At 68.5% G+C, this 24,976-nt stretch carries 27 protein-coding genes and 1 pseudogene; 14 read left to right on the top strand and 14 right to left on the bottom strand.

Features of this window, described 5'->3' with window-relative positions; all coding sequences use genetic code 11:
* On the bottom strand, positions 1 to 579 hold a 579-nt coding region (locus BN976_RS24465; RefSeq protein WP_122973970.1), incomplete at its 3' end, for a DUF222 domain-containing protein.
* Between the two features lie 171 nt (positions 580 to 750).
* On the opposite strand from BN976_RS24465, the gene BN976_RS24460 reads away from it, so the two are divergent.
* Positions 751 to 1,056 (top strand): hypothetical protein, encoded by a 306-nt coding sequence (locus tag BN976_RS24460; RefSeq protein ID WP_036374769.1) that lies wholly within the window; start codon positions 751 to 753, stop codon positions 1,054 to 1,056.
* Positions 1,057 to 1,070: 14 nt separating this feature from the next.
* Positions 1,071 to 1,889: a siderophore-interacting protein gene (locus tag BN976_RS24455; protein WP_036374767.1), complete on the top strand. Its 819-nt coding sequence runs from the start codon at positions 1,071 to 1,073 to the stop codon at positions 1,887 to 1,889.
* A gap of 17 nt (positions 1,890 to 1,906) precedes the next feature.
* On the opposite strand, the gene BN976_RS24450 is transcribed toward BN976_RS24455, so the two are convergent.
* The 3 genes from BN976_RS24450 to BN976_RS24440 form a co-directional block, all read right to left on the bottom strand.
* Entirely contained in the window at positions 1,907 to 2,740 is an 834-nt protein-coding gene (locus tag BN976_RS24450; protein WP_011780583.1) for an acyl-CoA thioesterase domain-containing protein, read from the bottom strand.
* Between the two features lie 51 nt (positions 2,741 to 2,791).
* Positions 2,792 to 3,274: a TspO/MBR family protein gene (locus tag BN976_RS24445; protein WP_036374998.1), complete on the bottom strand. Its 483-nt coding sequence runs from the start codon at positions 3,272 to 3,274 to the stop codon at positions 2,792 to 2,794.
* A gap of 75 nt (positions 3,275 to 3,349) precedes the next feature.
* The gene (locus tag BN976_RS24440) at positions 3,350 to 4,741 is read right to left on the bottom strand and encodes a purine-cytosine permease family protein (RefSeq protein WP_011780585.1); all 1,392 of its coding nucleotides are present in this window, start codon (positions 4,739 to 4,741) and stop codon (positions 3,350 to 3,352) included.
* 52 nt (positions 4,742 to 4,793) lie between these two features.
* Here BN976_RS24440 and BN976_RS24435 point away from each other — a divergent pair, with 52 nt between their 5' ends.
* Positions 4,794 to 5,978, top strand: a complete 1,185-nt coding sequence (locus tag BN976_RS24435; protein WP_036374992.1) for a DmpA family aminopeptidase — start codon at positions 4,794 to 4,796, stop codon at positions 5,976 to 5,978.
* A 39-nt stretch (positions 5,979 to 6,017) separates the two neighbouring features.
* Positions 6,018 to 7,488: pseudogene (locus BN976_RS24430) on the top strand (MFS transporter).
* Between the two features lie 66 nt (positions 7,489 to 7,554).
* On the opposite strand, the gene BN976_RS24425 reads toward BN976_RS24430, so the two are convergent.
* Entirely contained in the window at positions 7,555 to 7,986 is a 432-nt protein-coding gene (locus BN976_RS24425) for a type II toxin-antitoxin system Rv0910 family toxin (RefSeq protein WP_011780588.1), read from the bottom strand.
* 355 nt (positions 7,987 to 8,341) lie between these two features.
* Between BN976_RS24425 and BN976_RS24420 the strand changes: the two genes are divergently transcribed.
* Genes BN976_RS24420 through BN976_RS24405 form a run of 4 tightly spaced genes read left to right on the top strand, consistent with a single transcriptional unit; the run spans position 8,342 to position 12,439 of the window.
* Complete coding sequence (locus BN976_RS24420; protein ID WP_036374765.1) at positions 8,342 to 9,463, top strand: ABC transporter ATP-binding protein; 1,122 nt, start codon at positions 8,342 to 8,344, stop codon at positions 9,461 to 9,463.
* A gap of 60 nt (positions 9,464 to 9,523) precedes the next feature.
* Positions 9,524 to 10,705 (top strand): polyamine ABC transporter substrate-binding protein, encoded by a 1,182-nt coding sequence (locus BN976_RS24415; protein ID WP_011780590.1) that lies wholly within the window; start codon positions 9,524 to 9,526, stop codon positions 10,703 to 10,705.
* 4 nt (positions 10,706 to 10,709) lie between these two features.
* Positions 10,710 to 11,585 carry an ABC transporter permease gene (locus BN976_RS24410; RefSeq protein WP_036374763.1) on the top strand — a complete coding sequence of 292 codons (876 nt, stop codon included), beginning with the start codon at positions 10,710 to 10,712 and terminating at the stop codon, positions 11,583 to 11,585.
* Positions 11,582 to 12,439, top strand: a complete 858-nt coding sequence (locus tag BN976_RS24405) for an ABC transporter permease (protein WP_011780592.1) — start codon at positions 11,582 to 11,584, stop codon at positions 12,437 to 12,439. Before BN976_RS24410 ends, BN976_RS24405 begins: the two co-directional genes overlap by 4 nt.
* A 10-nt stretch (positions 12,440 to 12,449) precedes the next feature.
* On the opposite strand, the gene BN976_RS24400 is transcribed toward BN976_RS24405, so the two are convergent.
* The 3 genes from BN976_RS24400 to BN976_RS24390 all read right to left on the bottom strand — a co-directional run bounded on the left by BN976_RS24400 (position 12,450) and on the right by BN976_RS24390 (position 14,364).
* Positions 12,450 to 12,803: a hypothetical protein gene (locus BN976_RS24400; RefSeq protein WP_049778233.1), complete on the bottom strand. Its 354-nt coding sequence runs from the start codon at positions 12,801 to 12,803 to the stop codon at positions 12,450 to 12,452.
* Positions 12,804 to 12,823: 20 nt separating this feature from the next.
* Positions 12,824 to 13,690, bottom strand: a complete 867-nt coding sequence (locus BN976_RS24395) for an EamA family transporter (protein WP_036374761.1) — start codon at positions 13,688 to 13,690, stop codon at positions 12,824 to 12,826.
* 92 nt (positions 13,691 to 13,782) lie between these two features.
* Positions 13,783 to 14,364 carry a TetR/AcrR family transcriptional regulator gene (locus BN976_RS24390; RefSeq protein ID WP_084182377.1) on the bottom strand — a complete coding sequence of 194 codons (582 nt, stop codon included), beginning with the start codon at positions 14,362 to 14,364 and terminating at the stop codon, positions 13,783 to 13,785.
* Between the two features lie 78 nt (positions 14,365 to 14,442).
* On the opposite strand from BN976_RS24390, the gene BN976_RS24385 reads away from it, so the two are divergent.
* From BN976_RS24385 to BN976_RS24375, 3 genes are read left to right on the top strand one after another with little or no spacing between them, the layout of a single operon-like run.
* Positions 14,443 to 15,273 (top strand): mycofactocin-coupled SDR family oxidoreductase, encoded by an 831-nt coding sequence (locus tag BN976_RS24385; protein WP_036374755.1) that lies wholly within the window; start codon positions 14,443 to 14,445, stop codon positions 15,271 to 15,273.
* Entirely contained in the window at positions 15,270 to 16,076 is an 807-nt protein-coding gene (locus tag BN976_RS24380) for a mycofactocin-coupled SDR family oxidoreductase (RefSeq protein WP_011780597.1), read from the top strand. The genes BN976_RS24385 and BN976_RS24380 overlap by 4 nt, the downstream gene beginning before the upstream one ends.
* 22 nt (positions 16,077 to 16,098) lie before the next feature.
* Positions 16,099 to 16,899 carry a carboxymuconolactone decarboxylase family protein gene (locus tag BN976_RS24375; RefSeq protein WP_036374752.1) on the top strand — a complete coding sequence of 267 codons (801 nt, stop codon included), beginning with the start codon at positions 16,099 to 16,101 and terminating at the stop codon, positions 16,897 to 16,899.
* Here the strand turns inward: BN976_RS24375 and BN976_RS24370 are convergent.
* The 4 genes from BN976_RS24370 to BN976_RS24355 form a co-directional block, all read right to left on the bottom strand.
* Positions 16,887 to 17,969: a phosphotransferase family protein gene (locus BN976_RS24370; RefSeq protein WP_036374746.1), complete on the bottom strand. Its 1,083-nt coding sequence runs from the start codon at positions 17,967 to 17,969 to the stop codon at positions 16,887 to 16,889. The two genes, BN976_RS24375 and BN976_RS24370, sit on opposite strands and share 13 nt — an antisense overlap.
* Positions 17,966 to 19,081 carry an Rv3169 family protein gene (locus BN976_RS24365; protein WP_036374743.1) on the bottom strand — a complete coding sequence of 372 codons (1,116 nt, stop codon included), beginning with the start codon at positions 19,079 to 19,081 and terminating at the stop codon, positions 17,966 to 17,968. The genes BN976_RS24370 and BN976_RS24365 overlap by 4 nt, the downstream gene beginning before the upstream one ends.
* 69 nt (positions 19,082 to 19,150) lie before the next feature.
* Positions 19,151 to 19,771: a TetR/AcrR family transcriptional regulator gene (locus BN976_RS24360; protein ID WP_011780600.1), complete on the bottom strand. Its 621-nt coding sequence runs from the start codon at positions 19,769 to 19,771 to the stop codon at positions 19,151 to 19,153.
* Between the two features lie 37 nt (positions 19,772 to 19,808).
* On the bottom strand, positions 19,809 to 20,618 hold the full coding sequence (locus tag BN976_RS24355) for an enoyl-CoA hydratase-related protein (RefSeq protein ID WP_036374741.1): 810 nt from the start codon (positions 20,616 to 20,618) through the stop codon (positions 19,809 to 19,811).
* 48 nt (positions 20,619 to 20,666) lie between these two features.
* On the opposite strand from BN976_RS24355, the gene BN976_RS24350 reads away from it, so the two are divergent.
* Entirely contained in the window at positions 20,667 to 21,596 is a 930-nt protein-coding gene (locus tag BN976_RS24350; RefSeq protein ID WP_036374739.1) for a LysR family transcriptional regulator, read from the top strand.
* On the opposite strand, the gene BN976_RS24345 is transcribed toward BN976_RS24350, so the two are convergent.
* Positions 21,542 to 22,273: an MBL fold metallo-hydrolase gene (locus BN976_RS24345; RefSeq protein ID WP_036374737.1), complete on the bottom strand. Its 732-nt coding sequence runs from the start codon at positions 22,271 to 22,273 to the stop codon at positions 21,542 to 21,544. The genes BN976_RS24350 and BN976_RS24345 overlap by 55 nt on opposite strands.
* A 73-nt stretch (positions 22,274 to 22,346) precedes the next feature.
* On the opposite strand from BN976_RS24345, the gene BN976_RS24340 reads away from it, so the two are divergent.
* Positions 22,347 to 23,177 (top strand): DoxX family protein, encoded by an 831-nt coding sequence (locus BN976_RS24340; protein WP_011780604.1) that lies wholly within the window; start codon positions 22,347 to 22,349, stop codon positions 23,175 to 23,177.
* 29 nt (positions 23,178 to 23,206) lie between these two features.
* On the opposite strand, the gene BN976_RS24335 is transcribed toward BN976_RS24340, so the two are convergent.
* Positions 23,207 to 23,956 (bottom strand): DUF4333 domain-containing protein, encoded by a 750-nt coding sequence (locus BN976_RS24335; protein ID WP_036374734.1) that lies wholly within the window; start codon positions 23,954 to 23,956, stop codon positions 23,207 to 23,209.
* Positions 23,957 to 24,032: 76 nt separating this feature from the next.
* On the opposite strand from BN976_RS24335, the gene BN976_RS24330 reads away from it, so the two are divergent.
* Positions 24,033 to 24,917 (top strand): SCO6745 family protein, encoded by an 885-nt coding sequence (locus BN976_RS24330; RefSeq protein WP_011780606.1) that lies wholly within the window; start codon positions 24,033 to 24,035, stop codon positions 24,915 to 24,917.
* Positions 24,918 to 24,976 lie beyond the last annotated feature (59 nt).

The following is a 24,976-nucleotide window of genomic DNA, read 5'->3' as shown; positions in this document are numbered from 1 at the left end:
GAAACTGCGCTTGCGGGCCAGGTCTTTGTCGCAGGGTTCGGGGCCGTCCTGGTCGATCATCATCAACAACCGCCCCGCTGCCTCGTCGAGTTCCTCGGGGCCCACCCCGGCGCCCTTGCGGGCCAGCTGCCGATCCGCATGGGCGCGGGTGTCGACGTCGACCCATGCCGGCAGGTCTTTGTGGAACTTCGCGATGACCGCCACGTGCTCCTCGCTGAGCAGACCCTGGGCCTGGGCGGCGGCGGTCGCCTCCCACAACGGCGCAAGCAATTCCCCGGTCATGGCGCAGCGCGGGCCCAGCGTCTTGGCCCGCGACAGCCGCCGCCCTGCCTCAGCACCGGAGACCCGCAGAGAGGTGGTCAGGACCTTCTTCCAGGAACCTTCCCCGAGCCGGTGCGGTTCGGTCTCGGCCGTCAGCCGGGCCAGGATCTGATGCTCCAGCGTCGGCACCGACCGCAACACCTGTGTCAACTGCGCCAACAGCCCGATCAACTCACGATGAGACGCCCCCTCGGCAGCCTTCGACAACACCGCCACCTGCTCAGCGATCGCCGCGACTGCTTCGGACACCACATCCATACATCGAACACTAGTTCGATGCACCGACAGCGCCGCCCGGAAATGTGACCAGAGAAACCACAGTGACCAAAGAGAATTCAGAGGCCTGGGGGCTTCACCCGCGCGGTCCCACCTCCCCTCGATGTCCCGGGTATCTGTGCGTCGTACGGTTCGGCGGTACGATCGGCGACCATGTGGACCGCGCGGGTGATGGCGTCGATCGGGTTGTCCCTTGTGACCCTCGGTTTGACCGCGGTGGCCGAAGCGCCGCGTGCCGATGCGGATGTCTGCGGATCGGTCGGCGGGCGCCATGTCTCGGTGAACGCGTGTGGCAACGTCGCCGACGCGATCGCCCCGTGGGTGCCACCACCGGCGGCGTACGCGCCGCTGCCCGAGGACTACTACGCGGCGCCACCCCCGCCCCCGCCGCCTCCCCCACCGAACGTGTCGGTGTGCGCGAACGTCGGACGGCGCATCTCCGTGAGCGGATGCATCTAGGTCCAGTCCCCTAGATGCCGTTCTCGTATGCGTCCGTAGTCGAGACCCTCCCGCTGAGCAGCCGTCTGCAACGCATCGTCCTGCACGTCGACGAACCCTCTGTCCTCGACACAGCACACGCCGGCGACTCCACCGTCGGCGTCTACTTCGGAACCGACGGATGCGTGCATCCCGAATCCGGTTGCCGCAGTTACTCGATTCGCCGTCGCGACGGCGCGCACATCACGATCGACGTCATGCTGCACACCCACGGCCCCGGCACACGGTGGGCGTCGACCGCGGCCCCCGGAGACCGCGTAGGCCTTGACCACGCCAGGTCTTGGTATCGGCCCAGCGCAGGAACCGAGTGGCAATTGCTGGTCAGCGACCTGTCCGGGATGCCGGCCGCGGCGCGCATTCTGGAGGAATTGCCCGAGGACACCGTGGCGATCCTGCTCATCGAAATCGCCGCTGACGAAGACCTCGGCTACCTTCCACAACGGTCCGGTGTCACCGTGATACCCCGCGTCGGCACGGGAAACGGCTACGCCCCAAGCACACTCGCGAGCTCGGTGCAGAACCTGGACCTGCCCACGGGCCGGGGCTACTGCTGGTTCGCCGGCGAGGCCGCAGAATCGCGCGCGGTCCGCAAGTATGTGCGCAGCCTGGGTTGGACCATCGACCAGTACGACATCACCGGGTACTGGCGCCGGGACTCGGAGGCCTGGGACGTCCGGTTCGCCCGGGCACAGCACGAGATCCTCCCTATCTACCAACGTGCGCTGGCCGAAGGCAAGGGCGACAAGCTGGCGTTCGAGGAGTTCGATGAGGCCTGTGAGCGGATCGGCCTGTAAGCCGACTCGGTGGCCGGTCACTCGTAGTTGATGTCGCCCGGATTGAAATTCCTTGTGGAGAAGTCGATCTGAGCGGCAGGATTGGCGATCGCCGTGGTTAGACCGGTGCCGAAGGGGCCAAGACTGTCGAACAGCGTCGCGGCGCCGACAGCCAGACCGGCGGCAGCGTGGTGGGAATCGGCCTGGATACCGACCCAGTCGTCGACGGGTAGTCGCGACAACGCCACCGTCAGGTCGCCGTTGATGTAGCCGACCCCCGCGGTGCCCAAATTGGTGACGAGGCTCGTCGCCTCCGCCACCATCGCCGCCCGCACGAAGGGCGAGTTGTCCTCACCGGCCACCACGGCGATGCCGTCGTTGAAGAACCGCTTCCGCGACGTGTTCTGGTGCTCGGCCGGCGAACGCGTCCAACCGGTCTCGTCGCTGCCCACGAACGGCTTGACGGATCCGTCCGGATCCGGATGCGCCGGGAACGTCGCGCCCGACTGCCACAGATCACCCGGTGGAGCCGAGGACGGCCGGTACTGGATCAGTGTCGCGCGAGCCACCACGCGCTCGTCCTGGATGACGTCGCATTCGGCGCTGCGCACCCTGCGGCCGTCGCGCACCACCCTGATCTCGAGCGTCGTCAGGGCATTGCGGGCCGCCCGAAACAGGTCGACCGTGAGCCGGGTGGGATGGAATTCGGTTGATCCGCATTCCTTTTCGAGACCACGGGCTACCAACCCGACGACCGCGGGCCCGTTGAGGTGGTCGGCACCCCAGTGGCTCTGCGCGTACCGGGTCGGCGTGAATCCCCCGCCGGCCGTCACGAAGTGCGCCGCTGCGGTGGGTTCGGTTGTCTGCTGCACGCTTTCAGTAGACCCCGCGGTCACCCGGGGGTCCGCACCGGGGTGTCGGGGTCAGCGATTCAGCTGCCAGATGCGGGTGGACAGCGCCGTCGCGAACACACACCACAGGGGGTAGGCCGCCAAGGCGGCTCCCGCCGGGGCGTTGACCTGCCCGGCGCGGCGAGCGAGGTCGGCACTGCTTACGGTCAGCCCGGCGGCGACGACGGCCGCCGGACCCAGCATGCGCCGGTTGAAGAAAACCCAGCTCCAGCCGGCGTTGAGCGCGAGGTTCAGCGCCAGCGCCCGGGTGTAGGCCCGCGCCCGGTCCGTCTCGCCGCGGTCGTTGAGCGTGTCGATCGTCGACGCCGACACCGCGGCGATGTCGGTGTACAGGACGTTCCAGGCGATGGGGAACGCGGCCCGGGGCGGCTGGAAGCCGGGCTTGCGCAGCCGCCGGTACCACTTCGAGTCGACCGCCGATCGGGTGGCCAGCCCACCGGCGGCGGCGGTGGCGAACGCGGCGCCTGCGGTTTTCGCGAGGGTCGACGGGCGCATTCTGATCCTCTCTGCGCGCGGCACCGGCGCCACTCGCATCACGATCAGTACCCCGATGCCGCCGCCGTGAATCGGCTAATCGCGCGACATCAGGCGGTAGCCGCCGTAGAGCACCGCGGCCACCGCCAGGTTGACGAAGTAGGCGATGTCGGCGCCGTGCCAGGCCATGGCGACCGGACCCTGGATCAGCGACGTGTTCATGAACGGGATGGCCGCGAGGTAGGAGACGACGAAGACGACGAGCGCGACCACCGCGTCACGCCGGCCGGTCACCTCGGCGGCCGGGTCCACCGTCGGGCGTCCCTCGGCGCGCCGCCACCAGTCGACGACGACCACGGCGACGAACGCGGGGATCCAGTAGCTGACCAGCAGCAGCACATCGGTGAAGCGCGTCGCGGTGTCCGCCGCGTGCAGCCACAGGATGAGCGCGAACGCCAGCACGGTGACGATCACCGCCGACACCGGGCGGCGCACCCTGACTCCGAGGGTCTGCAGCGCCAGCGAGCCGCTGTAGTCGTTCATCACCCCGGAACCGATGGAGGCGACGGCGATCACCAGCAGCGCCAGGCCGCCCAGCAGTCCTCCGCCCATCACCGACCGGACGCCCTCGACCGTGTGCTCACCGACGACGCCCGCCGCGGCGATACCCACCCCCTGGACGAAGACGTAGCCGAGCGCGAGACCTGCGGTGCTGAAGCCGAACACGCGCACCGGTGACACGTCGGCGGGCAGGTAGCGGCTGAAGTCGGCGGCGTAGGTGGCCCAGGAGATGGCCAGGCTGAAGGCGATCGTGACCTCGAGGACGAAGGCGCCCACCAGGTCCGGCCCGGAAACCGCGGCGGGCACCACGATCTCGTGGCCGGCGACGAGCTTGGCGGTGAACACCAGGAATGTGACGAACAGGACCACCGTCAGCACCGCCTGCAGGCGGTGGATCAACTCGTAGCCGAAGAATCCGACCACGCCCTGCACCCCGAGCACGATCAACACCGCGACCCAGAACGGGATGCCGAGCAGCACCGACAGCGCCTCGCCACCGAACAAGCCGACCAGCGCGTCCCACGCGATCGACGAAAGCCATTGCAGCGCAGCAGGAACGACGACGGTACCGCCGAAGGCCATGCGTGCGTTCGGCAGCTGGCCAGTGCCCGTGCGCGGCCCCCACGTCGACAGGTAACCCACCACGAGTGAGCCGAGCACGGTACCGATCACCATCGCCAACAGGCCCAGCCAGAAGCCGAGACCCAACACGATCGCCAACGTGCCGGTGAACACGCCCGACATGTTCACCTGCGGGGCGAACCACACCGTGAACAGCCGACCGGGACTGCCGTAACGGTGGTCACCGGAGATCGGCGCGATGCCGTGCGTCTCGACCGACAGGTCGCCCACGCCGGACGGCTGGTGTCCGCTGAACACCTCCCCGGTCAGCGCGCCGGTCGTCGACCCAGGCGAGGTTTGTGGCATGACCTATTCGACCATGCCCGGTTTCGGCTCGACCAGGCCGGCCGCGCTGACGATGATTCATCGAGTGACCGCCACCAACCTCGCCACCCACACCCCCGACGGACGGCCGCGAGCACGCGGCGCGGGCATCGGGTTCTCCGGGCAACCCGGACCGCTCAACGCGCTGACCGACGTCGCCCGCGTGCAGATCGGGGTGACGACGTTGATCGACGGCGACGGGCCGCTGATCGTCGGGCAGGGGCCGATCCGGACCGGTGTGACCGCGATCCTGCCGCGGGGACGGTCCGGTGTCGGACAACCTTGCGCCGCGGGCTGGTATTCGCTCAACGGCAACGGTGAGATGACCGGCACCACCTGGATCGACGAGGTGGGGTCGTTCAACCTGCCTGTGGTGCTGTCGAATACGCACGCCGTCGGCGCCTGCCACACCGGCGTGGTGCGGTGGGCCAATCGAGTCGCGCCGCGGCTGGCCCGTCAGTGGCTGCTGCCGGTGTGCGCCGAGACGTGGGACGGCTACCTCAACGACATCAACGGCGGGCATGTCCGTCCCGAGCACGTCGAGGCCGCACTCGACGCCGCCACCGCAGGGCCCGTCGCCGAAGGCTCGGTCGGCGGCGGCACCGGCATGAATTGTTACGAGTTCAAGGGCGGCAACGGCACCGCCTCGCGGCTGGTTCCCTACGGGCGGCGCACGTACACCGTCGCCGCGTTCGTCCAGGCCAACTTCGGTTCCCGCGCGGAGCTGACCATTGCGGGCAGCCACATCGGCCCGCAGCTGATGGACGACAACCCGCTCGACGGTGACTGGTTCGCCCGCGATCTCGCGGCCGCACCCCCACCCGGCGCCGGATCCGTCATCGCGGTCGTGGCCACGGACGCACCGCTGCTGCCCGGGCAGTGCAAGGCCCTCGCACGCAGGGTTCCGCTGGGGTTGGCCAGGACCGGCACCACCGGAAGCCACTTCTCCGGCGACATCTTCCTGGCCTTCTCCACCGCGGAGGTCCCCGATCTGGCGAGCACATTCCCGCTCGGGCCGGTCGGTGACGACGAGCTCGGGTCGATCACGTTCCTGCCGTGGGGCCGGATGGACGACCTGTACGCCGCTGTGGTGCAGTGCGTCGAGGAGGCGGTCCTCAACGCGCTGGTGGTCAACACCGACATGGTGGGTCGCGACGGCCACCGCTCGCCGCGGCTGCCGCTCGACCGGTTGCCCGCACTGCTGAGCCGAAGGCCATAATCGGCAAGGCATGAAGATCGGCTAACGAACGGAGCGGACGTGCCCCAGACCAGCACCGGCATCCCCGGCGCTGCGGTCGACGCCCCGGTCAGGCGGCCGCGTCTGCTCATCGCGGGACTCAGCGTGGTCGTGCTCACCGTCGCCGTCCTGCAAGACCGCGGTGGTGCCGGTGCTCGGCGTGATCGCCGAACAGCTCGACGCCTCCATGGTGGCGGTCAGTTGGGCCGTCACCGCCAATCTGCTTGCCGCCGCGGCGGCGACACCGCTCATCGGCCGGATCGCCGACCTGTACCGCAAGAAGCGGGTGCTGCTGGGCGTGCTCGCGGTCGTGCTGGCCGGTTCGGTGCTGGCCGCGGCGACGTCGTCGCTGGCTCTGCTGATCGTCGCCCGGGTCCTGCAGGCCGCGTCGTTCGCGCTGTACCCGATCTGCATCGCGATTCTGCGCGAAGAACTACCCCCCGAGCGGATGGTGTCGGCGATGGCGGTGCTGTCCGGAACGCTCGGCTTCGGTGGCGGCACCGGGCTGGTCGTGGTGGGCCTGCTGATGAACGGCGACGCCGGCTATCACCGGGTGTTCTGGCTGACCACCGTGTTCACCCTGCTGGTCATCGCGATCGTCGTCACCCTGGTGCCCGACCGCAGACGCAGCGCGTCGGGATCCATCGACTGGCTCGGCGCGGCCGGTCTGGCGGTGGGGCTGACATCGGTGTTGCTGGCCATCACCCAGGCCGACAGCTGGGGCTGGGGCTCACCGCGCACGGTCGGCAGCGCGGGCGGTGGGGTGGCCGTACTGATCGCGTGGTGGTTCTGGGAGCGTCGGGCCGCGCGCCCGCTGGTGTCGACGCGGATGCTGGCGCGGCGGTCCATGCTGTTCACCAACCTCGCGACGGTGTTCGTCGGGATGGGGCTGTATTTCGCTTTCCTGGGGCTCACGCAGTTCGTCCAGATCGACCGTGACACCGCCGGTTACGGCTTCGGCGCGACCGTGCTCGAGGCGAGCGTGGTGTATCTGCTCCCCGGTGCGTTGGCGGGGTTTCTGATCGCGCTGGTCAGCGGACGGTTCATCGACCGGTTCGGGGCCAGGCCGGTGCTGGTGGTCGCGGCACTGGCGGGGATCGCCGGCTTCCTGTTCATCGCGTTCGCGCATTCGGCGCCGTGGCAGGTCGTCACGGCCAGCATCCTGGCCAACGCCTACATCAGCCTCGGCTACGGTGCGTTACCCGCGCTGGTGGTCGGCGACAGCGAGCCGGGCGAGACCGGCGTGGCCACGAGCATGAACGCGATCGCCCGCACCGTCGGGAGTTCGACCGCGGCCGCGGTGGTCGCCGTGCTGATCGGTCGGACCACCGCGGCGGGCGCGCCGAGCGAAAGCAGCTTCACGGCGATCTTCCTGGGCGGAGCGGTGACGGCGTTCCTGGCGATGGCGCTCATCGCCGTGTCCCATCCACGCTCGGCGAAATCCGCGGAAGCGCGGCTCGAATCCCAGGCGATGAACCACGAGTGGGGCTGACGGGCGACGATCAAGCGGCGAGGTACGAGCCGCGTTGAGGAGCCCGTCCAGATCGCCCTGACGGCGTCAGCGCAGCTCGGCGAGGTTGCACACCGAGCGGTAGACATCGCCTTTGATGACCTTGGCGACGACGTGCCCGACCGGGGTGGACAGCAGCCCGCCGAACAGGTCGGCGCACACGCTGAACGACGAACCGCCGCTTTCCGCGGGTTCGACCCGAAGTGACAGTGCGATGCAGACGCCGCCCCGGCCGGTGCCGACCAGCTCGATCTCCTTGGGCTCGTCGTAGCGGGTGACCCGCCAGTGGATGACGTTGCGGAAGCCCTTGACCTTGATCAGCGACGCCACCTGAGTGTCGACGTCGATCTCCGAGGGCACTGCGCTCTTCCATCCGCCGAAGATCGTCAACCACTCGTCGAAACGCTTGAGGTCGGACGCCAGCACCCAGGCGCGTTCGGGAGTCAGATCGGACGTCACGGAAACATCGACTGTCGCCATGAGTGTTCGACTACCCCGCTGGATCGTGGCGGTAAACGGTGCCGAACCGTGACGTTGAGCTGCGAGACTCAACTCGACGACGACAGCGCTGCCGGCCAGGCTTGGTCACGCATCACACGATCGCGGCTCCGCACGCGGATTCTCTCGCCTGAAGGCGGGTCAAACGAAGGATTCCATTGTGGAAATGTAAATTCGTTGCGGAATCGCTTGCGAAGGTCCGTTCTATCCGCGAAGGTTTATCCACGGCCACGACGGCTGTACCAGAGGAGGACCTGCACTGACCGGCACACATACCGCTGCTGAACAGGCGGAGGGCGCACAGGGATCGGCGGCTGCTCGCACCAAGGGCGGTCCGGTGATCGAGATCGACCATGTCACGAAGAGCTTCGGCGACTACGTCGCCGTCGCCGACGCCGACTTCTCCATCGCGTCGGGAGAGTTCTTCTCCATGCTCGGCCCGTCCGGATGCGGAAAGACGACCACGCTGCGGATGATCGCGGGTTTCGAGACCCCCACCGAAGGGGCGATCCGCCTCGAGGGTGCGGATGTCTCGAGGACCCCGCCGAACAAGCGCAACGTCAACACGGTGTTCCAGCACTACGCACTGTTCCCGCACATGACGGTCTGGGACAACGTCGCCTACGGGCCGCGCAGCAAGAAGCTGGGCAAAGGCGAGATCCGCAAGCGTGTCGACGAACTGCTGGAAATCGTGCGGCTGACGGACTTCGCCGAACGCAAACCCGCGCAGCTGTCCGGCGGCCAGCAGCAGCGGGTGGCGCTGGCTCGTGCGCTGGTCAACTACCCGAGCGCGCTGCTGCTCGACGAGCCGCTGGGCGCGCTGGACCTCAAGCTGCGCCACGTCATGCAGTTCGAGCTCAAGCGCATCCAGCGCGAGGTCGGGATCACGTTCATCTACGTGACCCACGATCAGGAGGAAGCGCTGACGATGAGTGACCGCATCGCGGTCATGAATGCGGGCAATGTCGAGCAGATCGGCACGCCGACCGAGATCTACGACCGGCCGGCCACCGTGTTCGTCGCCAGCTTCATCGGGCAGGCCAACCTGTGGGCCGGCCGCCAGACCGGCCGCGCCAATCGCGACTTCGTCGAGGTCGACGTGCTCGGTTCGACACTGAAGGCACGTCCGGGCGAGACCACGATCGAACCGGGCGGGCACGCCACGTTGATGGTGCGACCGGAACGGATCCGGGTCTCGATGGACGCCCCCACCGGGGACGTCGCCGCCGTGCGCGCCACGGTCTCCGACCTGACCTTCCAGGGTCCGGTGGTGCGGTTGTCACTGGCCGCCCCGGACGACTCCACCGTCATCGCCCACGTCGGCCCCGAACAGGATCTGCCGCTGCTGCGGCCCGGCGACGAGGTGTTCGTCAGCTGGGCCCCCGAGGCGTCGCTGGTGTTGCCCGGCGCCGACATACCCACCACGGAGGATCTCGAGGAGATGCTCGACGATTCCTGAGTCATCCCCCGATCTGCCGACCCCATCCACCTCCCAGGAGCCGACGAAAGGCACCACGCCATGTCCCGTGAGATCGACCCGCAACTGTTGGCCCGACTGAACGCGCGCCGGACCTCCCGCCGCCGGTTCATCGGTGGCGGCGCCGCAGCCGCCGCGGGCCTGGCCCTCGGTTCGTCGTTCCTGGCGGCGTGCGGGTCCGACAGTGGAACGTCGAGCACCACCTCGGAGGCCAGTGGCCCCGCCAGCGGCACCCTGCGCATCTCGAACTGGCCGTTGTACATGGCCGACGGTTTCGTCGCCGCATTCCAGACCGCCTCCGGCATCACCGTCGACTACAAAGAGGACTTCAACGACAACGAGCAGTGGTTCGCCAAGGTCAAGGAGCCGTTGTCGCGCAAGCAGGACATCGGCGCCGACCTGGCCGTTCCGACGTCGTTCCTCGCGGTGCGGCTGCATCAGCTCGGCTGGCTCAACGACATCAGCGACGAAGGTGTGCCGAACAAGAAGAACATCCGTCCGGACCTGCTCGAGGCCAGCGTCGACCCGGGCCGCAAGTTCAGCGCCCCGTACATGTCGGGCCTGGTCGGCCTTGCCTACAACCGCGCCGCCACCGGCCGCGACATCAAGACGATCGACGACCTGTGGGATCCGGCGTTCAAGGGCCGGGTCAGCCTGTTCTCCGACGCCCAGGACGGCCTCGGCATGATCATGCTCTCGCAGGGCAACTCGCCGGAGAACCCCTCCATGGAGTCGGTCCAGAAGGCGGTCGATCTGGTCCGTGAGCAGAACGACAAGGGCCAGATCCGCAGGTTCACCGGCAACGACTACGCGGACGACCTTGCTGCGGGCAACGTCGCCGTGGCACAGGCGTATTCGGGTGACGTGGTCCAGCTTCAGGCGGACAACCCCGATCTGCAGTTCATCGTTCCGGAGTCCGGTGCGACGACATTCGTCGACACGATGGTGATCCCGTACACGACGCAGAACCAGAAGGCCGCCGAGGCGTGGATCAACTACGTATACGACAGGGCCAATTACGCGAAGCTGGTGTCGTACGTCCAGTACGTTCCGGTGCTGTCGGACATGACCGAGGAACTGGAGAAGATCGATCCGGCCGCTGCGGCCAACCCACTGATCAACCCGCCCGCCGACGTCCTGGCGAAGTCCAAGGGCTGGGCCGCACTCACCGACGAGCAGACGCAGGAGTACAACACCGCGTACGCCGCCGTCACCGGCGGCTGACGCGATGGCAGGTGTCGCCACCAGCAGTCGTCAGCGGAGCAAGGTCGCTCCGTATCTGATGATCCTGCCGGCGCTCGCGTATCTCGCGATCTTCTTCGTGGTGCCGTTCTACTCGCTGGCGCGCACGTCGCTGTCGGAGACCGCAGGTTCGGTGTTCATGCCGACGTTGACGTTCGCGTGGGACTTCGGCAACTACACCGAAGCGTTCACCCTCTACCGCGAGCAGATCTTCCGGTCGTTCGGCTACGCGTTCGCCGCCACGGTGCTGTGCCTACTGCTGGCGTTTCCGCTGGCCTACGTCATCGCGTTCAAGGCAGGCCGGTTCAAGAACCTGATCCTCGGCCTGGTGATCCTGCCGTTCTTCGTCACGTTCCTGATCCGCACCATCGCGTGGAAGACGATCCTGGCCGACGAGGGCTGGGTGGTCAGCGCGCTGGGCACCATCGGACTGCTCCCCGAGGAGGGACGGCTGCTGTCCACCAGTTGGGCGGTGATCGGTGGCCTGACCTACAACTGGATCATTTTCATGATCCTGCCGCTGTACGTCAGCCTGGAGAAGATCGACCCGCGCCTGATCGAGGCGTCCAAGGATCTGTACTCGTCGACGCCCCGGGCGTTCGGCAAGGTGATCCTGCCGCTGTCGATGCCCGGCGTGCTCGCCGGCAGCATGCTGGTGTTCATCCCGGCGGTCGGCGATTTCATCAACGCCGACTACCTGGGTAGTACGCAGACCACGATGATCGGCAACGTCATCCAGAAGCAGTTCCTCGTCGTCAAGGACTACCCGGCCGCGGCGGCACTGAGCCTGGGCTTGATGTTGCTGATCCTGATCGGGGTGTTGCTGTACACGCGGGCGCTCGGCACGGAGGACTTGGTATGACCACCCAGGCCGGGGCCGCGATCGCCACCGCCGCCCAACACGATCCCAAGCCCAAAAAGGTACGCGGCCGCACCAATTGGGGCGACCTGGCGCTGAAGATGGTCGCCGGGCTGGTGCTGCTCTACCTGTTCCTGCCGATCTTCGTCATCGTGCTGTTCTCCTTCAACAAACCCGCGGGCAAGTTCAACTACACCTGGCAGGGCTTCACGCTGGAGAACTGGCTCGACCCGTTCAAGTACCCGCCGCTGACCGAGGCGCTAAAGCTCAGCCTCAACGTGGCCGCGGTGTCGACGGCGGTCGCGTTGGTGCTGGGCACCCTGGTGGCGATCGCGCTGGTGCGTCAGCGCTGGCGTGGGCAGCGCGCGGTCGACACCTTCCTGGTGATTCCGCTGACGGCGCCCGAGGTGGTGATGGGTGCGGCGCTGCTGACGCTCTTCCTTGACCTCAGCTGGCCCGCCGGTTATACGACGATCCTGTTGTCGCACATCGCTTTCGAGGTCAGCTTCATCGCGATGACGGTCCGCGCCCGGGTGCGCGGGTTCGACTGGACGCTGGAGGACGCGTCGCTGGATCTGGGCGCCGGCCCGGCCCGCACGTTCTTCAAGGTGACGCTGCCGCTGATCGTGCCCGGCATCGTGGCGGCGGCGATGCTGTCGTTCGCGCTGTCGCTGGACGACTTCATCATCACCTACTTCGTCAGCGGGGCGGAGGTCACGTATCCGCTCTACGTCAACGCGGCGGTGAAGGCCGCGGTGCCGCCACAGATCAACGTGCTGGCGACGGCGATCCTCGTGGTGAGCCTGGTCCTGTTGGCGGTAAGTACCCTCTACCGCCGCAAGAGGTTCGCGGGCTGACCGGTCGCGGTCAGGCGTCGAGCGTGACGGTCACGGTGACCCGGCCGCGCTCGTCCCGTTCCGCGACGGCGTGTCCGGTGCGGTCGGCACCGTCGAAGTTCATCAGCGTGATGGGTCCCCCGTCGCCGGTGAAGTTGCGCCACCACGTCTTCTTGTCCGGCGTCATCACCCGGATGGCGATGACCTCACCCGATTTCCGGTAACTCACCGGAGTCTGGAACGTCTGACCGGACCGTCTACCGGTGTACCGGATCACCACCGTGCTGCGGCGGATCAGCGGTCCGACGACGGGTGCGTCGATCAGACGTTCCGCGCCGGCGTTGAACATCCCCACCAGGGGCGTGTCGAAGATGCCTCTGCCCATGCCGTCCACGCTAACCGGGCTCAGCCCACTTCGAGGGGCACCGGGGCAGCGCGGGCGCCCGACCTGGCGGCGCCAACCCCCGCCGCCACCACGAACAGGATGCCGATCACCCCGGCGGCGCCGGGCGCCTGGTTCAGGATCAGGAATCCGAGAAGCATCGCGAAGGCGGGCTCCAGAGCCATCAGGGTGCCGAACGCCGCCGCGGTGAGCCGGCGCAGGGCCAGCAGCTCCAACGCGAACGGCACCACCGGGAGCAGGATCGCCAGACCGATGCCGATCAGCAGTATCTGCGGGGTCATCCTCTCGATGACCGCGGGGCCGACGGTCACGGTGGCCACCAGTCCCGCGACGGGCATCGACACCGCCAGCCCGTTGATCCCGGCGACCTCGTCGCCCACCTTCTGGGTGAGCAGGATGTAGCCCGCCCAGCAGGCCGCCGCGCACAGCGCGTACCCGACTCCGACCGGGTCCACCGCTGCGCTCCACGGCTGGGTCAGCGACAGCACGCCGACGGCGGCGAGGCCGGGCCATATCCACCGGCCCTGCCCGCGGCCGCGGGCCACCGCCACCCCGAGCGGGCCGAGGAACTCCAGCGCGCTCGCGGTGCCGAGCGGGATGCGGGCCAAGGCGGCCATGAACAGCAAGGTGATTGCGGCGGTGACCACACCGAGCAGCACACACATCAGAAAGCTGTTGCGGGTGAACGCTTTCCGGCGTGGGCGGACAATGACCAGGAACAGGATGCCCGCCCACGCCAATCGCAACCACGCGGCGCCTTCGACCCCGATGTCCTCGATCAACGTGACGGCGATCGCCAGCCCGAGCTGTACGCACACCATCGACCCCACAGCCATGAGGGCACCGGTGCGCGCCTGATCTGTCGCCATGACTGGCATTGAACGGCATTCAGACCGTTGCGGTCCACGTGATTTTCCAGGACATACCATTCATGAATCGCGGACAATCCGACGCCCGCTGCTCAGCCGCGGCGGACGCCATCCCCTGCAGCTTCCAGGGCATAACCGGCGGTCAGCCGATACACGGTGCGGTCGATCGCGGGCAGGATGTCGGTGATCGTGATCTCACCCGCGGCGAACCGCCCGAGCAGGCCGTAGATGACATTGGCGATGACGGTGTCCATGTCGGCGATGAACTCTTCGTCCACGCCCGCGAGCACGTCGAGGGCCGCGGGCACCACGACGTCGAGACCCCTTCGCAGCAGCCGCTTTCCGCTCGGGCCGGTGCGCGCGCGGAAGTAGGCGGCCAGCATCGCAGGATGACGCTCCCACGGCTCGAAGAGCACACGGAACAGCCTCATCAACGCGTCGTGCAGCGTCTCGCCGGGCTCGCGCCGCTGCTCGACCACCGCGGCGTACCGGTGGGTGTCGGTCCAGGCCTCGAGCGCGGCGAGAATCAGCTCGTCGCGATTCGAGTACCGCTTGTAGATGGTGGTCAGCGAGGTGCGGGAACGGCGGGCGACCTCGCGCAGCTGTACCGCGTCGTAGCCCTCGTTCTCCAAGAGGTCGACGACCACGGTCAGGATCGGATCCTCTGCACCCATTTCTCGAATGTCCTTGCCGCTCGTGAGTAACGCCGTTACTGTACCGGAGTAACGCAGTTACTCAGACAGTGAGGTTTCATGGGTTCTCTCGACGGCAGGGTCGCGTTCATCACCGGGGTCGCGCGCGGACAGGGCCGCAGTCACGCGGTGCGCCTGGCCGCCGACGGCGCCGACATCATCGGTGTCGACATCTGTTCCGACATCGCATCGAACGGCTATCCGATGGCCACGCCCGCGGAGCTGGAGGAGACCGTCGCCCTGGTGGAGGCACAGGGCGCCAAGATGCTCGGTTCGGTCGCCGACGTGCGTGACTTCTCGGCGGTCAAGGGTGCACTCGACGCCGGGGTCGAGCACTTCGGCCGCCTCGACATCGTGTGCGCGAACGCCGGGATCGCCGCGATGTCGTTCCGCGAGCTCACCGACGCCGAGGACCTCGAGATGTGGACCGACGTGCTCGACGTGAACCTCGTCGGGACGTTCCACACCGCCAAGGCCGCGATCCCCCACCTGATCGCCGGCGGGCGGGGTGGGTCGATGGTATTCACCAGCTCGACGGCCGGCCTGCGCGGCTTCGGCGGCATGCAGGGCGGGGGGCTGGGCTACGCCGCCTCCAAGCACGGCATTGTCGGGCTGATGCGGGCCCTGGCCAATGCGCTTGCCCCGCACAGTATCCGGGTCAACACCGTGCATCCCACCGCGGTCAACACGATGATGGCCGTCAATCCCGCCATGACCGAGTTCCTCGAGCACTATCCCGACGGTGGTCCACACCTGCAGAACCCGATGCCGGTCGACCTGCTGGAACCCGAGGACATCAGCGCCGCGGTCGCCTACCTGGTCTCCGACGCCGCCAGATACGTCACCGGGGTCACGTTCCCGGTCGACGCCGGCTTCTGCAACAAGCTATGAGCGCCGGGCGCGTCGCGGGCAAGCGGGTACTGATCACCGGCGCCGCCCGCGGGATGGGCCGCAGTCACGCCGTCCGCTTGGCCGGGGAAGGCGCCGACCTGATCCTCGTCGACATCTGCGAGTCGTTGCCCGAGATCGAGTACCCGCTCGCCTCCCCCGACGATCTGGCCGAAACCGCAAGGCTGGTCGAAGATATCGGCAGGCGAGCGGTGACGCACGTCGTCGACGTGCGCGACGGCGCCGCGCTGGCGACCGCCGTCGACGACGGTGTCGCCCGGCTGGGCGGCCTGGACGCCGCGGTGGCCAACGCCGGAGTGCTGACCGCGGGAACCTGGGACACCACCACCGCCGAACAGTGGCGAACGGTCGTCGACGTCAACCTGATCGGGACCTGGAACACCTGCGCCGCGGCGCTGCCGCACCTGGTCGACCGCGGCGGCAGCCTGGTCAACATCAGCTCGGCGGCCGGGATCAAGGGCACGCCGCTGCACACGCCCTACACGGCGTCCAAACACGGCGTGGTCGGCATGAGCAAGGCGCTGGCCAATGAGGTTGCCGCCCAGAGCGTGCGGGTCAACACCGTGCATCCGACCGGGGTGGAAACCGGGATGCGCCCGGAATCGCTGCGCGATCTGATCGCACAACAGCGGCCCGACCTCGGACCGCTGTTCCTCAACGCGATGCCGATCCAGATGGCCGAGGCCGTCGACGTCAGCAACGCGGTGCTGTTCCTGGTCTCCGACGAGTCCCGCTACGTGACGGGTCTGGAGTTCAAGGTCGACGCCGGCGTCACCCTGCGGTGAGCGGTTACGAAAGGGCGATGCCATGACCTCCACTGCCCGCGCCGAGGCGGCGTTCACCGACATCATGACCTTTCCACCACCCGAGGTGACCAGCCCCGCCGCGGCACACATACTCGCCTTCGTCTTCGCCGACGTGTGGCAACGCCCCGGGCTGAGCCGCCGGGACCGGCACTTCGTCACGCTCCCCTGTGTCGCCGCCGCCGATGCAGAAGGACCGTTGCGCGACCACGTCTACGCCGCGCTCAACAGCGGGGAGGTGACGATCACCGAGATGCGGGAAGCAGTACTGCATTTCGCGGTCTACGGCGGATGGCCCAAGGCGTCCCGGTTCAACATGATCGTCGCCGAACAGTGGCACCGCATCCACGGCGAGCGCGGTGTGGAGGTACCTCCGCCGCCTCCGCTGCTTCCGCTGACCACACCGAGCGATCCCGAAGCCCGGCTGGCCGCCGGGGAGCAGTCGTTCAAGGACGTCAACTGCCTGCCCTTCGCGCCGGCCCGGGACGACCCCTTCCACGGCGCGGGCATCCTGAACTTCGTCTTCGGTGAGATGTGGTTGCGTCCCGGGCTTGGTATGCGGGAACGACGGCTGATCACCGTGGCCTGCGTGGCCTTCCAGGACGCGCCATACCCGATCATCAGCCACGTCTACGCCGCGCTGAAGAGCCGTGATCTGTCGTTCACCGAAATGGACGAGCTGACACTGCATTTCGCTGCCTACTACGGCTGGCCGAAAGCTGCCCACCTGAGTCAGGTGGCGGCAGAGCAGAAGGCGCGCGTGACCGAGGAGTGGGCCGCCGAGGGCCACGGTCAGTCGGCCTGAGCCAGCACCGCCTCGATGCGGTCCTCCCGCGGCATCACGGGGCCGTCCGCGGGCTTGTCGTCGATGCCCATTTCCGTGAGACCGATCGCGGTGAGCATCGCGGTCCCGTAGGCGGCCAGCACCAGCTTCTTGTCGTCGCTGTGACCCGAGTCCACGAGCATCGCGCCGATCAGACAGATGACCGCCATCTTGTAGGCGTTGAACGCGCGGTACCAGGAGCGGTTCGCCACCGTGATGCCGCTGACGGCCTCATAGTGCGCGACCAGGTCGTCGACGCCGAGCGCACCCGGGTGGCTGGTGATCCCGACCGGCTGCATCCACAGCAGCTCCAGCCAGCCGATATCGGTCAGTGGATCGCCGATCGTGGTCATCTCCCAGTCGAAGACCGCGCTGACGGCGCCGCCTGCGAACGCGAAGTTGCCGGGCTTGGCATCCCCGTGCACCAGCGTGACCGTCGGGCAGCCGGCCGGCATACTGTCGCGCAACGCCGCGTGCAGACGTTCCAGCGCGGGGAGGGGGCCGCGCTGGACCCGCGCCATCTCGCCGGCCCAATGGTCGAGTTCCCGGACCAGGTGGGTGGGGCCGTCGTCGAGCGCCTTCAAGCCCGTGGTGTCGAGGTCCACCGAGTGGATCGCAGCGATTTGTTCGGCAAGGCTCCTGCACATTTCGGCGACGGTGTCGTCGGAAACGCCTGCAGGCGCGTCCATCTCATAGACCACCCCGTCGACGCGCTCCATCACCAGGAACGGACGGCCCAGCACGTCTCCGGTGTGTTCCCACCACAACGCCCTCGGCGCCCGTACCGTGGTGGGCTCCAGGGCGCGCAGGATGGTGAACTGCCGTCCGAGGTCGTAGGGCTCCAGCAGCGCCGGCGGCTTCGGGCGCATCCGAACCACCACATCCCGGCAACTGTCATGGCCGCCACGAGATGTGACCACCGTCAGGACCATCATCTCGGCCGAATGACCGAAGGTGACCCGGTCCAGCCCCTCGACCCGGACGTCGTCGGCGTCGGGAATCTGCTTGCGCAGCCAACCGGTGAGCCGGTCGGCGATGTCTTCGGTGGTCACGACTGCAGCCGATCGACGGGCGTCTTGTCCTGGGTGAACGACGTCATGTCCATGGCCGGCCAGTTCGGGTAGCGCCGGTACCCCGCCCCGCCCATGAGCAGTTCGAAGACACCCCAGCCGGTTCGACCGTCGAAATCGAAGCGCATCAGCTGGTCCAACGCCATCGACTTGTCCTCGGTCTCGGCGAGTTGACCGGCGTCGTCACTGTCCCAACGGAAGTGGATGAAGTAGCCGCCGTCGCCGAGATCCTGGTAGCGGCAGTGCGACATCGGAAGGCCGTAGTAGGCGTTGACGTGCCGGTGCGGACTGTCCGCGGTGACCCGGTAGGTCTGGCCGTCCTCGTCGGTGAACACCAGCACCGCCCCGGCCGGACGCTTGCGGCCGGCGTCGAACGTGACGTCGTGGTCGATCTTGACGAACCGCTTCGACAGCGTGCCGTCGGTGCGGGTGATGCCACCGTCGACGTAATGGACGGTGCCATCGGATGATTCGATGACCCAGGCCTCGATGGCCTGGTCCTCGAAGCCCGCGTCCAGCCACAGCCAGAAATCGATCTTGTCCGACACCCGGACGCCGAAGGTCCTGTCCCGCCCGCCGTGGAAGCCGTCGACGCTGGTGCGTTCACCGTCGATCTTGACCCATCCGGTCCAGCGGCCCGGCTCCTTCATGTGGTACATGTCGGCCAGAACTCGTCCGTCGTTGTCGCGCACCTTCATCGGCAGCAGTTCCCACATCGGTGCGGTCGGCTCGTAGTAGAGCTCCCATTCGATCCCGGAGTCGTTGGGCGCGACGTCGAGTCGCCATTTCTTCAGCGGTTCCACGCAGGTCCAGCGCATCGGGCCGGCGGCGAGATCGTCACGATCGCCACCGGTCACCGGACGGCCCGCAAGAAGATCCCAGTGCCGGCCGTCGGCGAGGCTGACCTTGACATAGCCCAGCCCGGTGGCGGTGTTCGGGTTGTTGCCGTAGCCGCTGGCCAGCAGCATCGTGCCGTCGGGCGACGCGGCGAAGAAGTAGCAGCGGTCCGACCACGTCGGATCGGGGTCGTGCACCTGATCGAATGTCGTGGGCAGCTGATGGGTGAACGACTCGTCGGCGGCGGAGTACCCCATGATCGTGACGTTATCGGACAGTTTTCAGATTTTGTCTGTTATCGGGGCAATCCGCAGGATATGTCCGAGTCAGCGGATCAACGCGCGCAACAGGTATCGATCCACGAAGCGCCGCTTGGCGGCCGGCGAACGGTGCCGCCAGGTGGGCGTCAACAGGAACGACGACGTCGCCGACATCCACTGCACCGTCTCGTTCAGGTCGAGGTCGGGATAGATCTGCCCCTCGTCCTTCCACGCCTTGAACAGCGGCTTGAGATTTCCCGCCACGATCTCGGTGACGGACTGCGCCCCCGCCTCCAGAACCGTTGCCAGACCGGTACTTTCGCCGGCATACAGCGCGAGGTTGACCGGGTCCCCGCTGTCCACGGAAGCGGCGGGCAGAAGTACGAGTTCGCGGATGCTGGCCGCCGCGTCCTGTGGCCGTCGCAGCTCGCGGATCCAGCGGGTGCATGCCCTGTCGACCCGCCGCAGGACCAGGCCGAGCAGCAGATCGTCCCGGCTCGGGTAGTAGCGGTAGACCGTCGACCGCACCACGTTCGCCGCGTCGGCGACCTCGGACATCCGGATCTGGGTGTCGCCGCGCCGCGCCACGCATCGCTCGGCCGCATCCAGCAGTCGGTCCCGGGCTTCCTCGTCGTTGAGCAGCGCCCGGTCGTCGCCCCAGTTCCGCCGCGCCCGTGAAGTCGGCATGTAGCCGATGGTGCCACGCGCGGCGCCCCCGGGGCCCCTAGATCTCGCGCAGCGGCTCCCACTCCTTCGACACCGACGAACTCCACCGGGGGGTGCGGCGCTCGAGAAACGCCGCGACACCCTCCCGGGCGTCCGCACCGCCCATCACGCGGTGGTGCGCCGCGGTCTCCAGCGTCGCCACCTGGCGGGGGCCGTATCCCCTGGCCATGGTGTCCCAGAGCAGCCGCTTGCTCAGCGCCGCCGACATCGGTGCGACGTTGGTCGCGATGTCGCGCGCGATCACCATGGCTTCGTCGAGCACCCGCGCGGCGGGCACACAACGCGAGGCGACGCCCATCGCGGCCGCCTCCGCGCCGTCGAAGGTGCGGCCGGTCAGCAGCAGATCCGCGGCGACGGCGCCACCGACCAGGTGCGGCAGGGTCCAGTGCGACATGCAGTCCCCGATGACCCCGCGGCGCGCCTGAGCCACAGCGTATTTGGCATCGGCGGCCATGATGCGAATGTCGGACTGCAGCGCCAGGGTCAGTCCGATGCCGATCGCGTGTCCGTTGACGGCGGCTATCACGGGGGTCCGGAGTTCGAACGCGGCGGGGTCGACGGGTGATGCGGTGAACGCGGCGGTGGTGGACGCGAACGGGTCTCCCTGCGCACCGAAATCGGCGCCGACGCAGAACGCGTCGCCCGCCCCGGTGAGCACGATGGCACGGACTCCGTCGTCCTCGTCACAGTCCCGGTAGGCGGCGCTGAGCAGCTCTCCCATCCGGGCGGTATAGGCGTTGCGCCGGTCCGGCCGGTCGAGGGTGAGTACCGCGACACCGTCGCCGACGGTGACGGTCAGGTCGGTCATGCGGCGAACTTACCGACCGCGCAGGCGTTCACTGGAGACAATCCGGGGATGGACACTCGGCGTCTCGAACTGTTACTGGCCCTGTCCCGGCTCGGCTCGATGCGCGCCGTGGCCGATGCGCACCACCTGACCACGTCGACGGTGTCCCAGCAGATCGCCGCGCTGGCCCGTGACACCGGGGCAGCGCTCATCGAGCCCGAGGGCCGCCGGGTGCGCTTGACCCCGGCAGGCAAGAGGCTGGCCGATCACGCCGTCACGATTCTTGCGGCCGTCGACAGGGCCCGGCTCGACCTGGATCCCGACGCGGAGCCCGCGGGCACGGTCCGGGTCGGCGGCTTCGCCACCGGCATCCGGGTGTCACTGCTGCCCATCGTCGCCGACCTGGCGGTGCGCTACCCCGAGGTCGACGTCGTGATCAGCGAGTACGAACCGTTGGAGGCGTTCAAGTTGCTCACCGCCGACGACCTCGACCTCGCGCTGACCTACGACTACAACCTGGCACCGGCGTCGCCGGGCGCCGACCTGGACGCGGTACCGCTGTGGTCGATCGGGTGGGGCCTCGGAGTGCCCTCGGGCACCGCGGCCGACAGGGGGCTCATGACGTTCGCGGACTCCACCTGGATCGTCAACTCCCGCAACACCGCTGACGAGACCGCGGTGCGCACGCTGGCGTCGCTGGCGGGTTTCACCCCGACGATCGCGCACCAGATCGACAGCCTCGACCTGGTCGAGGACCTCATCGTGGCCGGCTTCGGAGTGGGTCTGCTACCCCTGGGCAGGCCGACCAGCCCGGGGGTCACCGTCCTGCCGCTGCAGAATCCCGACGTCACGCTGACGGCGTATGCCGTGACGCGACGAGGTCGCTCAGCGTGGTCCCCGCTGCGCGCCATCCTCGACCGGATGCGCCCTCCTGCCGGGTTGCTTCAGCACCCTACCTGGCCCCGCCCCGAGGCCGCGGTCGCCAACCAGTCCGCTTGACGCCGCAAGAACGACGCGTCGACCAGCGCACCGTGCCCGGGCACGTAGACCGCGCTCTCACCTCCCGCAGCCAACACCCGCCGCAGAGTCCCAGGCCAGGCGTCGAGGTCGGACTGCGCGTCGATGCAGGGGTCACCGGACTCCTCGACCAGATCTCCGCAGAACACCACGGTGCGGGGACCACCCTCGACGACGACGATCAGGTCGTGCGCGGTGTGCCCGCGGCCCGGGTGGGCGATGGTCACGACGACGTCACCGAGCTCGACCACCCCGTCGCACACCGCACCGACCGGCGGTCTCAGCGCCGCCAGCGCGTCGTCGACCTCGCACGGGTCGGCACCGTGCCGTATCGCATCGGCGCGCAGCGACTCCCCGGCATCGGCCATGGTCGCGACGACCTCGGCCGAGCAGAACGTCTGCGCGCCGCCGAACGCCGAGTGCCCGAGAACGTGATCGAAGTGGTTGTGCGTCACCACGACATGACGGACCACACAATCGGTCAGCGCCGCCACATCGCGCACCACGGCGCGGGCCTCCGCCAGCGTGGTGCCGGTGTCGACGACCAGGGCCTCGCCGCCGGCGTGGACGACGCCCACGGTGACATCACAGAAGGGCAATCTGCAGCGCATCACCTGCGCGGTGATCCGTTCCCATTCCAGCGAAGGTCCAGCGGCCATAGCTCTGCGACGGTACTCCGGCAACGTGTGCAGAGAGGGTTTGCCGCTCGGGGCGCCGGGGAACACCGCCCGCATGTTGATCCGACGTGTTGCACGCCCGATGCTGTCCGCAGTGTTCATCTCGCGTGGGGTCGAGGCACTGCGTAGTCCGAAACCGGCCGCCGACGCCACCCGCCACACCCTGGAGGGTCTGAGCAAGTTGCCCGATCCCGTGGGCACCAACGTCCCGTCCAACGCCGAGACCGTGGCAAAGGTGGCCGCCGCGGTGCAGATCGGTGGCGGCCTGCTGCTGGCCACCGGCCGTCTGCCCCGGGTCGCCTCGGCAGCACTCGCACTGAGTGTGGTTCCGAGTTCGCTTGGCGGGCACGCATTCTGGAACGAAGCCGATCCACAGCGCAAGGCCGACGAGAGGCGCGCGTTCGTCACCGACATCAGCCTGATCGGCGGGTTGATCATCGCCGCGGTCGACACCGAGGGCAAACCCTCGCTCGGCTGGCGGGGGCGCCGCGCCGCGCACAAGGTCTCGGAAGCGGTCGCCGCGGCGCTGCCCGCCGGCGCGGCTGCCGGGGGTTCACTGGCCGACAGCGAGTTCGTCGAGAAGGTCGAACACGGCCTGCAGGTCGGCGCCGAACGCGGACGCGAGCTCGCCCACGTGGCCCGCGAACGCGGCGGCGAGCTGGCACATGTGGCCCGCGAACGCGCCCCTGTGCTGGCCGAGGCGGCGCGCGAACGCGCCGAGACCGCCCGCGAACGCGCCGCGGTGCTGGCCGAACTCGCCCGCGAACGCGGACCCGAGCTCGCCGAGGCGGCGCGGGAACGCGCCGAGGCCGCCCGCGAACGTGCGGCCATGCTGGCCGACACCGCGGGCACAGAGGTCAAGAAGCAGAAGCGCCGCCTGCGCTGACCCGGCGCCGGAGAGACGCCGCGGCCACCTCAGCCGCGGGGCGCGTAGCTGTAGTCGATGCGGTCCCCGTCGACCGCCGTGACGGTCAGGATGAACGCCGCACTCTCGGGTCCGTCGGTGACCGCGCAGTCGACGCTGTTCCCCGGACGTCCCTCCAGATCACCGGAGCAGGTCGCCGAATCGGGCCGCCTGCCCAGATGCCGTGCTAGCTCCTCCAGCAGCGAGCGCTCGACCTCCGCCTTCGTCAGCATCGGCACCAGGTCGAAATTCATCATCAGACCGTCCACGCCCGTCACCTCCGCGGTCCGCCGCAACGTCACGCCCCCGGCGGTGACGTCGCAGCGCGCCACCTCGCCCGGCCGACCGAGCAGACCGGCCTGGCAGGTCACCGTCGAGTCGGGCGGCCCGCCGTCCTCGGCCACCAGCCGGGCCACGGCGCGCTCGAGCTGCTCGACGGACAGAGCGGGCAACAACTCGTAATCGACCGTCTCCCCGTCCACACCGGTCACGGTGACGATCGGCTCGAAACTGTTGGTCGGACTCATGGTCACGTCACACCGCGCGGTCTGCCCCACCTCGCCGACGAGGGGATCCTTACAGGTCACCGACTGCGGACGTGCTCCCGCCTCGGCGAACCGCTCGGCGATGTCACGCTGCAGGTCTGCGGTGGAGACCGCGGGAACCCCATCCGCCGCGTCCGTGCCGCAGCCGACCATGGGAGCAACCGCCGCCACCACTCCGACGAGTGGACCGGCGAGTCGACCAAAGGCCTTCCGCATGCATGCTGTCCCGTCACAGGTGGGGAATTGGCAGGACCCTAGCAGACCCCGATCGGGGTGGTGGTTGACTGCCGGGGTGCCCCGCAACCACACCATCGCCCGCCGCCTGCACGACCGAATCGAGCCGGTCCACGCCGTCACCTACTTCGCACCGGAAGCCAGGGCCGCCCTGGACGACCTCGGTTACCGGGGTTTCTGGATGGGCTACGTCGCGGCCCGTTCGGCCCCGCTCGGCGCGGTGCCCGCCGAGGTCGTCACCGCCGCGTTCTACAACTTCGCACCCGAACGGGTGGCCAAGGCACTGCCCGCCGCCTGGGATGTCGCGCCACCGGCCGCTGCGCTGCGGGCCCGGCAGGAATCGGCGGTGGCGGCGCTGCGCCGCTGCGGGGTGACCGACGACGAGGCCGGCGCCGTGGCCGACCTCGGGGCGAAGGCACTCGCCGGCGCCGACGTCGGCGGGCGTCCGCTGTTCGCCGCCAATCGGGCCCTGGACTGGCCCGACGAGCCGCTGGCCCGGCTGTGGCACACCACCACCCTGCTGCGCGAACACCGCGGCGACGGGCATGTCGCGGTCCTGGTCGCCGAGGGCGTGTCCGGGCGGGAGTGCAACGTGCTGCACGCCGCCGCCGGCGGAGTCTCCGAAGAGATGATCAAACGCTCGCGCGACTACGACGATGCCCAGTGGGCACACCATCAGAGCGCGCTGCGGCGACGCGGACTGCTCGACGACCGCGGCGAGCTGACGGTGTCCGGGCGGGAACTCAAGCAACGCATCGAGGAACGCACCGATGCGGTGGCGCTTCCCGCCCTCGACGCGCTCGCCGACGACGAGGTCGAGGCGCTGTTCGCCGCGCTGACGCCGATCACCCGCAAGGTCGTCGCCGCCGGCGACATCCCGGCGGTGACACCGATGGGCCTCAACCGCGACTACCTGGACGACGAAGGCGTGCAGCCGGCCTGATCCGCGCTCAGCGCTCCGGCCTGATCCGCGCTCAGCGCTCCGGCCTGATCCGCGCTCAG

It is taken from the genome of Mycolicibacterium austroafricanum (genome assembly GCF_000612725.1).
GTDB lineage: Bacteria > Actinomycetota > Actinomycetes > Mycobacteriales > Mycobacteriaceae > Mycobacterium > Mycobacterium austroafricanum.
This window is presented reverse-complemented; position numbering and strand designations above follow the sequence as displayed.

Coding starts and splice junctions, on each gene's coding strand:
- BN976_RS24390 (WP_084182377.1), bottom strand. CDS start 14,364: ATGGGTGCAGAGGATCCGATCCTGACCGTGGTCGTCGACCTCTTGGAG.
- BN976_RS24415 (WP_011780590.1), top strand. CDS start 9,524: ATGTCCCGTGAGATCGACCCGCAACTGTTGGCCCGACTGAACGCGCGC.
- BN976_RS24445 (WP_036374998.1), bottom strand. CDS start 3,274: ATGCGCCCGTCGACCCTCGCGAAAACCGCAGGCGCCGCGTTCGCCACC.
- BN976_RS24350 (WP_036374739.1), top strand. CDS start 20,667: ATGGACACTCGGCGTCTCGAACTGTTACTGGCCCTGTCCCGGCTCGGC.
- BN976_RS24400 (WP_049778233.1), bottom strand. CDS start 12,803: ATGGGCAGAGGCATCTTCGACACGCCCCTGGTGGGGATGTTCAACGCC.
- BN976_RS24380 (WP_011780597.1), top strand. CDS start 15,270: ATGAGCGCCGGGCGCGTCGCGGGCAAGCGGGTACTGATCACCGGCGCC.
- BN976_RS24425 (WP_011780588.1), bottom strand. CDS start 7,986: ATGGCGACAGTCGATGTTTCCGTGACGTCCGATCTGACTCCCGAACGC.
- BN976_RS24345 (WP_036374737.1), bottom strand. CDS start 22,273: ATGGCCGCTGGACCTTCGCTGGAATGGGAACGGATCACCGCGCAGGTG.
- BN976_RS24405 (WP_011780592.1), top strand. CDS start 11,582: ATGACCACCCAGGCCGGGGCCGCGATCGCCACCGCCGCCCAACACGAT.
- BN976_RS24375 (WP_036374752.1), top strand. CDS start 16,099: ATGACCTCCACTGCCCGCGCCGAGGCGGCGTTCACCGACATCATGACC.
- BN976_RS24460 (WP_036374769.1), top strand. CDS start 751: ATGTGGACCGCGCGGGTGATGGCGTCGATCGGGTTGTCCCTTGTGACC.
- BN976_RS24395 (WP_036374761.1), bottom strand. CDS start 13,690: ATGGCGACAGATCAGGCGCGCACCGGTGCCCTCATGGCTGTGGGGTCG.
- BN976_RS24435 (WP_036374992.1), top strand. CDS start 4,794: ATGATTCATCGAGTGACCGCCACCAACCTCGCCACCCACACCCCCGAC.
- BN976_RS24385 (WP_036374755.1), top strand. CDS start 14,443: ATGGGTTCTCTCGACGGCAGGGTCGCGTTCATCACCGGGGTCGCGCGC.
- BN976_RS24335 (WP_036374734.1), bottom strand. CDS start 23,956: ATGCGGAAGGCCTTTGGTCGACTCGCCGGTCCACTCGTCGGAGTGGTG.
- BN976_RS24455 (WP_036374767.1), top strand. CDS start 1,071: ATGCCGTTCTCGTATGCGTCCGTAGTCGAGACCCTCCCGCTGAGCAGC.
- BN976_RS24410 (WP_036374763.1), top strand. CDS start 10,710: ATGGCAGGTGTCGCCACCAGCAGTCGTCAGCGGAGCAAGGTCGCTCCG.
- BN976_RS24340 (WP_011780604.1), top strand. CDS start 22,347: ATGTTGATCCGACGTGTTGCACGCCCGATGCTGTCCGCAGTGTTCATC.
- BN976_RS24365 (WP_036374743.1), bottom strand. CDS start 19,081: ATGGGGTACTCCGCCGCCGACGAGTCGTTCACCCATCAGCTGCCCACG.
- BN976_RS24355 (WP_036374741.1), bottom strand. CDS start 20,618: ATGACCGACCTGACCGTCACCGTCGGCGACGGTGTCGCGGTACTCACC.
- BN976_RS24360 (WP_011780600.1), bottom strand. CDS start 19,771: ATGCCGACTTCACGGGCGCGGCGGAACTGGGGCGACGACCGGGCGCTG.
- BN976_RS24440 (WP_011780585.1), bottom strand. CDS start 4,741: ATGCCACAAACCTCGCCTGGGTCGACGACCGGCGCGCTGACCGGGGAG.